Annotated in this window: 7 protein-coding genes and 1 pseudogene; 1 reads left to right on the top strand and 7 read right to left on the bottom strand. The window is 67.1% G+C overall.

Going from position 1 to position 6,822, the window contains the following annotated elements; translation table 11 throughout:
- Window positions 1-490, bottom strand: a pseudogene (locus ACESMD_RS11720) (bifunctional NADH-specific enoyl-ACP reductase/trans-2-enoyl-CoA reductase); the annotation flags it as partial.
- A 172-nt stretch (window positions 491-662) separates the two neighbouring features.
- On the opposite strand from ACESMD_RS11720, the gene ACESMD_RS11715 reads away from it, so the two are divergent.
- A complete protein-coding gene (locus ACESMD_RS11715) occupies window positions 663-1,052 on the top strand; it encodes a hypothetical protein (protein WP_372613341.1) in 390 nt (129 codons plus the stop codon).
- Window positions 1,053-1,065: 13 nt separating this feature from the next.
- Here ACESMD_RS11715 and ACESMD_RS11710 read toward each other — a convergent pair whose 3' ends face one another.
- The 6 genes from ACESMD_RS11710 to ACESMD_RS11685 form a co-directional block, all read right to left on the bottom strand.
- Entirely contained in the window at window positions 1,066-1,551 is a 486-nt protein-coding gene (locus ACESMD_RS11710) for a glutathione peroxidase (RefSeq protein WP_372613339.1), read from the bottom strand.
- A gap of 93 nt (window positions 1,552-1,644) precedes the next feature.
- Complete coding sequence (locus tag ACESMD_RS11705; RefSeq protein WP_372613337.1) at window positions 1,645-3,762, bottom strand: transglutaminaseTgpA domain-containing protein; 2,118 nt, start codon at window positions 3,760-3,762, stop codon at window positions 1,645-1,647.
- Window positions 3,759-4,703, bottom strand: a complete 945-nt coding sequence (locus ACESMD_RS11700; RefSeq protein WP_372613335.1) for a DUF58 domain-containing protein — start codon at window positions 4,701-4,703, stop codon at window positions 3,759-3,761. Before ACESMD_RS11700 ends, ACESMD_RS11705 begins: the two co-directional genes overlap by 4 nt.
- 5 nt (window positions 4,704-4,708) lie before the next feature.
- The gene (locus ACESMD_RS11695; RefSeq protein ID WP_372613332.1) at window positions 4,709-5,635 is read right to left on the bottom strand and encodes an AAA family ATPase; all 927 of its coding nucleotides are present in this window, start codon (window positions 5,633-5,635) and stop codon (window positions 4,709-4,711) included.
- Window positions 5,632-6,177 carry an NUDIX hydrolase gene (locus ACESMD_RS11690; RefSeq protein WP_372613330.1) on the bottom strand — a complete coding sequence of 182 codons (546 nt, stop codon included), beginning with the start codon at window positions 6,175-6,177 and terminating at the stop codon, window positions 5,632-5,634. Before ACESMD_RS11690 ends, ACESMD_RS11695 begins: the two co-directional genes overlap by 4 nt.
- A 223-nt stretch (window positions 6,178-6,400) precedes the next feature.
- The coding region (locus tag ACESMD_RS11685) for an EAL domain-containing protein (RefSeq protein WP_372613328.1) at window positions 6,401-6,822 on the bottom strand (422 nt) is incomplete at its 5' end.

Below are 6,822 nucleotides of genomic sequence, written 5' to 3'. Positions count from 1 at the left end.
TCTCGCCGATGGGCTTGAGTGCCGAGCGCTTCAGCTCGCCGCTGTCGGGCAGCTTGCGCACCGGAGAGGCCAGCGAATAGATCACCAGATCCACCTGGCCCATGTCCGCCTTGATCAGTTCGATGGCCTTGTCGCGCGCCTCATGGGAGAAGGCATCACCATTGATCGACTTGCTGTAGAGCCCCTCGGCCTTGGCTAAGCGGTCGAAGGCCGCCGAGTTGTACCAGCCGGCGGTACCGGGACGGTTCTCGCTGCCCGGCTTCTCGAAGAAGATACCCAGGGTGTCGGCGCCATACCCGAAGGCCGCGGTGATGCGTGCCGCCAGTCCGTAACCGCTGGAGGCACCGATCACCAGCACCTTCTTCGGTCCGGCAGCCTTGTCCAGTCCGCGGGCGCGGGTCGCCTCGATCTGTTCGAGTACATTCTTCTCGCAGCCGAGGGGATGGGTGGTGGTGCAGATGAAACCGCGAACCTTGGGTTTGATGATCACGACAGACCTCGCTGTTGGCTGACAGGCATGACAGAACGCCACGCTTGGTTTTTCGATGGGTAACGGTGTCATTCTAGCGAGACCGTAGGCAAGTGTCCGCTCTTGAGGACACCGACAGCCTGGGGCAGGATGCCAGCTTGGCCCGAGCGGCACACCCGGCAGGAGAAAGACGATGGATGCGCAGACCCTGGTCGACGAGCGCGGCGAGCTCTGGTTGACACTGGCCACGCTATGGCTGGAACGCGAGCCTCGCGAGACCGAGTACGCCCGGATGGTCGAGGTCATCCAGCGCCACGACCTGACCCTCAAGGAGCTCGAGTGGGTCTTTCGCCTCGAACTCGCGCCGGTGCTCTCGCGCCAGCAGATGTCGGTGGCCGGCGAATGGCGCCAATTCGATGACTACAAGCTGATGAGGCAGCTGGTCGCCCACAACCTGCGGCTCACGGGATGGCGGCGCAAGAGCTGGATGCTGTTCTCGGGACTGACCACCATGATGACGCGCCACCGCTGGAACGAGCTGATGGCCAGGCTGATGGTCGAACGTGGCGAATACCCCCACTGAGTCAGCCAGGGCGTCAGGGCTCGTACAGTACCCTTTCCAGCACTTCCTTGAGCACGGCTTCACCGTCTCGGGGGGAGAAACGGCGGATCAGCCGGCCATCCCGACCCACCAGGAACTTGGTAAAGTTCCACTTGATCATGGTGGTGCCCAGCACTCCCGGCGCCTCACGCTTGAGTTCGACGAACAGGGGATGGGTATCCGACCCGTTGACCTGGACCTTTTCCATCAGCGGAAAACTGACCCGATACTCGCGCTCGCTCAGGGTGCAGAAATCCAGGGCCGACTCGGGTGACTGGCGGGCAAACTGGTTACAGGGAAATCCCAGCACCGTGAAACCACGATCCCGATAGCAACGATAGAGCCGATCGAGATCCCTGAGCTGGGACGTGAAACCACAGCGGCTGGCCACATTGGCAATCAGCAGCACCTGACCGCGCAGGGCGCCGAGATTGAAGGGCTCGCCGCGGTGGGTGCGGCATTGGTAATCATGTATGGACATGAAAGTGACTTCGGCAATGGTGATTCACACGATGCCACGGCCGGCGCCTGCACGCCAGCCTCGCGGGCCTTGCCGTGGTCCCAATTTACCCATTCAGGCCCCTGGACGCTCGTGTCTCAGCCTTCGCCGCACTTCCGCCACGCGCCGGGCCAATCGCTTCAGGCGTTCACGTCGCTCGTCGCTCCCCACGGGCGCATAGGCGAGGCGCTCGATATGTCCGGCGGACTCCTCCAGGGCGGGTCCGGCCGCCCCGGCTCGCCGGGCGATGCGCCGAAGGTGCGCCGAGGGCGACTCGCCGGATTCGGGACCCAGGCCACGGCGAGACAGCCAGGCCTGAAGGGAGAGCCATTGGACGCGTTCGTCGCGACGCCGCCGGGTCTCTCGCCACCCCAGCCTGAGCAGGAGCCCTGCCCCCGCCATGGAAGCCAGGGCAATGCCCAGGCTGAACAAGGTCGCCAGGACACCGCGTCCCGGAATCAGGCCGCCCCACCATCGCCAGAAATCGCCCAGCCCGTCGGTAATCCGGTTCAGGAAGGCGCTGCGCGCCTCTCGCTGAAAGCCGATCACGCTGCGCTGCCAGCGATACTCCAGCCGTTCCCAGTCCAGCCGCAGCCGGTTTGCCCAGCCGATCTCACGCATGCGCAGTGGCGAGAAGGGCGAATCGGCCAGGAAGGCATCGGCCCCTTCCTGGATTGACTGGGCCCCCTGGTCGATGCGCTCCGGGGCGATGACCGCGGTGGGATCGAGCCGCTCCCAGGACCCCTCCAGCCAGACCTCGACCCAGGCATGGGCATCATAGTCACGGATCGTGTAATAGCCATCCGGATGGCGCTCTCCGCCCAGAAAGCCGGCCACCACTCTGGCAGGGATGCCCACCGAGCGGGCCAGCACCGTCATCGCCGAGGCATAATGTGTGCAATACCCGACCCCGCTCTCGAACAGGAACTCATCGACGCGGTCGGCGGTGGTCAACCTGGGAGGCGACAGCGAATAGCGGAAGGGAGACTCACCGAAGCGGGCCATCGCCGCGGCCAGGAAGGCCCGCGGGTCGGCGCCGCTCTCCCGCCAGAGCCGCTCGGCCAGCTCCCGGGTACGGGGATTGGTGTCCCTGGGCAGAAGGGTGTGCCACGCCGCCCCCGCCGGATCGGGCCCGTTCGGCGCCCGGCCGCTGCTTTCTAACCTCACCAGGCTGCGCGAGCTGAGCGCCTCCATCCCCTCCAGGGTACCGTCGCCCAGGAAGCGATGGCGGCTGTCGGTGGCCAGGGGCGCCCCCAGGGACGGCCGCCAGGGACGGCTGTCGGGCTCCAGCAGGAGTTCGCTGATGAAGCGAGGCGAGTCGCTCTCCTGCCAGGGAGAACGCTGCCCGGCCCCCACGAACTGATCCACGGAACGGCCCAGGGTGGCCGAGAGTTCCTGGGGGGTCGCTCGAGACCAGCGGATACCATCGAAATGCGACAGGGTGTAGACACGCCAGTAGCGCTCGTCGGGATCGGGCTCCCGCCCCTCGAAGCTGGCCCGGAAGGCTCGGGCATCACTGCGCGACAGGTTGGCGATATCCCCCGGGGATATCTCGTCAGTGAGACCCGTCGAGGCCTGGTCGATCTGCGGCATGTTCCACAGCGGCCCCAGCCGTGGAAAGGTCACGAAGAGCAGCCCCATCAGGGGCGCCGAGAGCAGCAGCAACCAGGCCGTTTCCCGCCAGGCCTGGCGTACCCCGATGGCACCGCTCAGCCACACCAGCGACTGTACCAGCCAGGCCAGCACCAGCAAGGCACCACCGGCCATGAGCAGGCCCTGGTCATGCAGGAAGGCCACGGTGATGGCCACCATGCCGATGAGGACCACGACCCGGGCATCGCGTCGATCATGGGTCTCGAGCAGCTTGAGCAGGTAGACGCCCAGCAGGAGGCCGATCAGGCCATCCATGCCACGCAGGGTGCCGAATTGCAGCCACAGCGCCGCCAGCAGGAGTCCCACCGCCATCAGGCGCACCATGATACCGGCCCTGGGCAGGCGTCGCCGCAACTGCAGGTAGCGATAGCCGGCCACGACCAGGGCGATGCCCGCCAGCCAGGCCGGCATCCAGGCCAGGTGCAGGGCCAGCACCAGACACTGGCCGACGAACAACTGGCGCAACATGGCCGCACTCAGGGCGCGTCCGTCGGCCAGCACGGCGGGGGCAGTGCGCCGTGAGCGCCAGCGCCACCTCATGACGACATCTCTCCCGGTGCGGGTGGCCGAAAGCGTGCCAGGGCATCCAATGCCAGGCGACGCTGACGCGCCCCTTCTCCCTGGGCCAGGGTCAGGCCCGGCAGGCGCAGGCCATAGCGGTCACCGGCCCGGTGATGGGCCAGGACCCGGCCACAGAGCACGGAAAGGCGCCGCTCGACGTCACCTCGGCAGGCATCGTAATCGAGCCATAGCTGCTGGCGGGGCGGCACGCTGAAGACCTTGGTGGCCAGCACGCCGGTCCGGCTCCACTGTTTCCAGGCCAGTCGCGCCAGGTTGTCACCCGGCTCGGCCCGTCGCAGGCCGGCGAAATCGCTCGCCTCGAGACCGGGACCCGAGAGGCGATGGAGTGTCTCCTCATCATCGAGCGGCCGCGGGTAGACCAGGATCTCGTCGGCGACATCCAGCCAGGCAAGCGCCCTCACCAGCCCCAGCGGCCAGCGGGTCTCGATGCGCAGCAGCGGCAGCGGCTGGATACCACGCCGGGGCGCCGGTAGTGCCAGGACCCCCTCGCCACGCCCCCGGGGAAGGTCGAGGCGAAGCGATGCGCCAGCGGCATGGAACTCCAGGGCCGTGCGCGGACGTCTGCCCTCGACGACCAGTCCCAGGCGTGCCTCGCCACCGGCAAAGACCTCCTCCGGCAGGCGCAGTGCCACCCGAACCCCCAGCAGGTTGCGCCAGGTGCGCAGCAGCACCACGACCCCCAGGGAGAAGAGCCAGAACGCCAGGATGTAGGCCAGGGTATTCTGGTAATTGATACCGAACAGCAAGAGCACCACCACCAGCATTGCCCAGCCGAGGCCGAAGCGGGTCGGCAGCAGGAAGAGTCGCCGTTGTGGCAGGGGCAGCGCCAGCGATGCCGCCGAACGACGCCGCCAGCGATCGAGGAATGCCCTGGGCCAGGTAGCGGAGGCGATCGACATGCGGGTTACCTCATCACCGGCACGCGCGACAACAGGTGTCGCGCCAGGGCCTCGCCCTCCTCGCGGCGGCCGCTGCTGAGACGGTGGCCGACCACCGCCACCCAGACGGCCTGGACATCTTCGGGGAGCACATGGTCGCGCCCCTCGAGCAGGGCCCAGCCCCGCGACGCCTGAAGCAGCGCCAGTACCCCACGGGTCGACAGGCCCCAGGCCAGTTCGGGATGCTCGCGGCTGGCCGCGGCCAGGGCCTGCACATAATCGAGCAGGGCGTCGGCCACATGGATGTCATCCAGGCGCGCCTGCCAGGCCAGCAGGCGCTTGGCGTCGAGCAGCGCCGGCAGCGCGCCCAGTTTCACCCGACCGGCATGGCCGCGCAGGATCTCGCGTTCCGCCCCCGGATCCGGATAGCCCAGGGAGATGCGCATCAGGAAGCGGTCGAGCTGGGACTCCGGCAGGGCGAAGGTACCCGCCTGCTCCTGGGGGTTCTGGGTGGCGATGACGAAGAAGGGATCCGGCAGGAGGCGAGTCTCGCCCTCCACGGTGACCCGTCCCTCCTCCATCGCCTCGAGCAGGGCGCTCTGGGTCTTGGGCGAGGCACGGTTGATCTCGTCGGCCACCAGCAGGCCGTGGAAGACCGGGCCGGGATGAAAGGTGAAACGCGCCTCGCGAGGATCGAAGACCGACACCCCCAGCACATCGGCGGGCAGCAGGTCACTGGTGAACTGCAGCCGCTGCATGTCAAGCCCGGTGGCCCTGGCCAGCGCCTGGGCCAGGGTGGTCTTGCCCAGGCCGGGGAGATCCTCGATCAGCAGGTGACCGCGGCACAGCAGGCAGCAAAGGGCGAGGCGCACCTCCCGGGACTTGCCCAGCACCACCGACTCCAGAGCGGCAATCAACGCCTCGAGGCTATCGAGAGTTGCCTGTCGATTCATCGCCGCACCTCAAGGATACCGGCCTGCAGGAGTGTCTCCACCGCCTGGCGAGTGTCCGGTGTCACCCCTTCCAATGCGAGTGCCTCATCCGGCGCCACCCAGAAGGCCTCGGCGACCTCCTCCGGCTGGAGTTCCAGGGGGCCATCGAAGCGGACGAGAAAGGCACTGCCGAAGATATGGTTGCCGCCCTGGGCATGGCGAAATTCGAGCACGTGATGCAAGGGTACGCCCCGGATGCCGAGTTCCTCGGCCAGTTCCCGGCGTGCCGCCAGATGAACGGCCTCCCCGGCCTCCACGACACCGCCGGCCGCCAGGTCGAGCCCACCGGGAAAGACTTCCTTGGTCAGGGTCCGACGCTGGACGCACAGCTCACCCTGGGCGTTGAGCACCAGGATATAGGTGGCCCGGTGCCAGTAACGAAAACGGCGCATGGCCGCACGAGGCGCACTGCCACAGGGGCGGTTACGGGCATCCACCAGCTGGATGCGTTCATCGACGATGAACGGGGTCGGCATCGCTTGTGAGCCGAGGGGGTCTGTCATGGGCGTCTCCCTGGGAATTACCGTCAGCCTAACCAGTCCGGACCACAGCGTCACGCGCGGACCGCGGCACATTGACTGCCGGGGAGCGGACCACCATGCTCGAATGAGGCAGGCATCATGGAGGCTTCACCCGTGTCTGCAGAAATCCCGGGGGTATCGCGACGGCTATCGCCACCGGGAGGCGAGCTCGGTAGCTCTCGAGTCATGGACGAGGGAATCCCGCCTACGACATGGTGCCCAGCGATGCCCCACTGGCGACAATACTGTCGAGGCTAGGCAACTGACGCCTGGCCAGTTCGGGGATGGTCGAGGCAGGTACCGGCCGCGACAGGGACGAGAAACCCACCCCGAAGTCGTCCACCGAGACCTCCAGTCCGCCGAGGTGCAACCGGGCGGCCACCTCGCTGCCCAGCAGGTCATCGTCCATGGCCGCCGTCTCGGTAATCTCGAGGATCACCATGGGAGACTCGCCGGGACTGCGATCCCGGGTCAGCGCCAGCAAGTCGGGGCCCATGAGGTCATCGGCGGTGACATTCACCGACAGGGAGAGCAAAAGCCCCAGCCGTGCCCAGTCATCCGCATCGGCAATGGCCTGGCGCAACACATGGCAGGTGAGACGCTGGCTCTGGACCGGCGTGAGCAGGG

It is taken from the genome of Halomonas sp., from assembly GCF_041689495.1.
Taxonomy (GTDB): Bacteria; Pseudomonadota; Gammaproteobacteria; order Pseudomonadales; family Halomonadaceae; genus Halomonas.
Note: the sequence above shows the minus strand (reverse complement) of the source record. Positions and strands in the feature narration are given on the sequence as shown.

Coding starts and splice junctions, on each gene's coding strand:
- ACESMD_RS11715 (WP_372613341.1), top strand. CDS start 663: ATGGATGCGCAGACCCTGGTCGACGAGCGCGGCGAGCTCTGGTTGACA.
- ACESMD_RS11710 (WP_372613339.1), bottom strand. CDS start 1,551: ATGTCCATACATGATTACCAATGCCGCACCCACCGCGGCGAGCCCTTC.
- ACESMD_RS11705 (WP_372613337.1), bottom strand. CDS start 3,762: ATGAGGTGGCGCTGGCGCTCACGGCGCACTGCCCCCGCCGTGCTGGCC.
- ACESMD_RS11700 (WP_372613335.1), bottom strand. CDS start 4,703: ATGTCGATCGCCTCCGCTACCTGGCCCAGGGCATTCCTCGATCGCTGG.
- ACESMD_RS11695 (WP_372613332.1), bottom strand. CDS start 5,635: ATGAATCGACAGGCAACTCTCGATAGCCTCGAGGCGTTGATTGCCGCT.
- ACESMD_RS11690 (WP_372613330.1), bottom strand. CDS start 6,177: ATGACAGACCCCCTCGGCTCACAAGCGATGCCGACCCCGTTCATCGTC.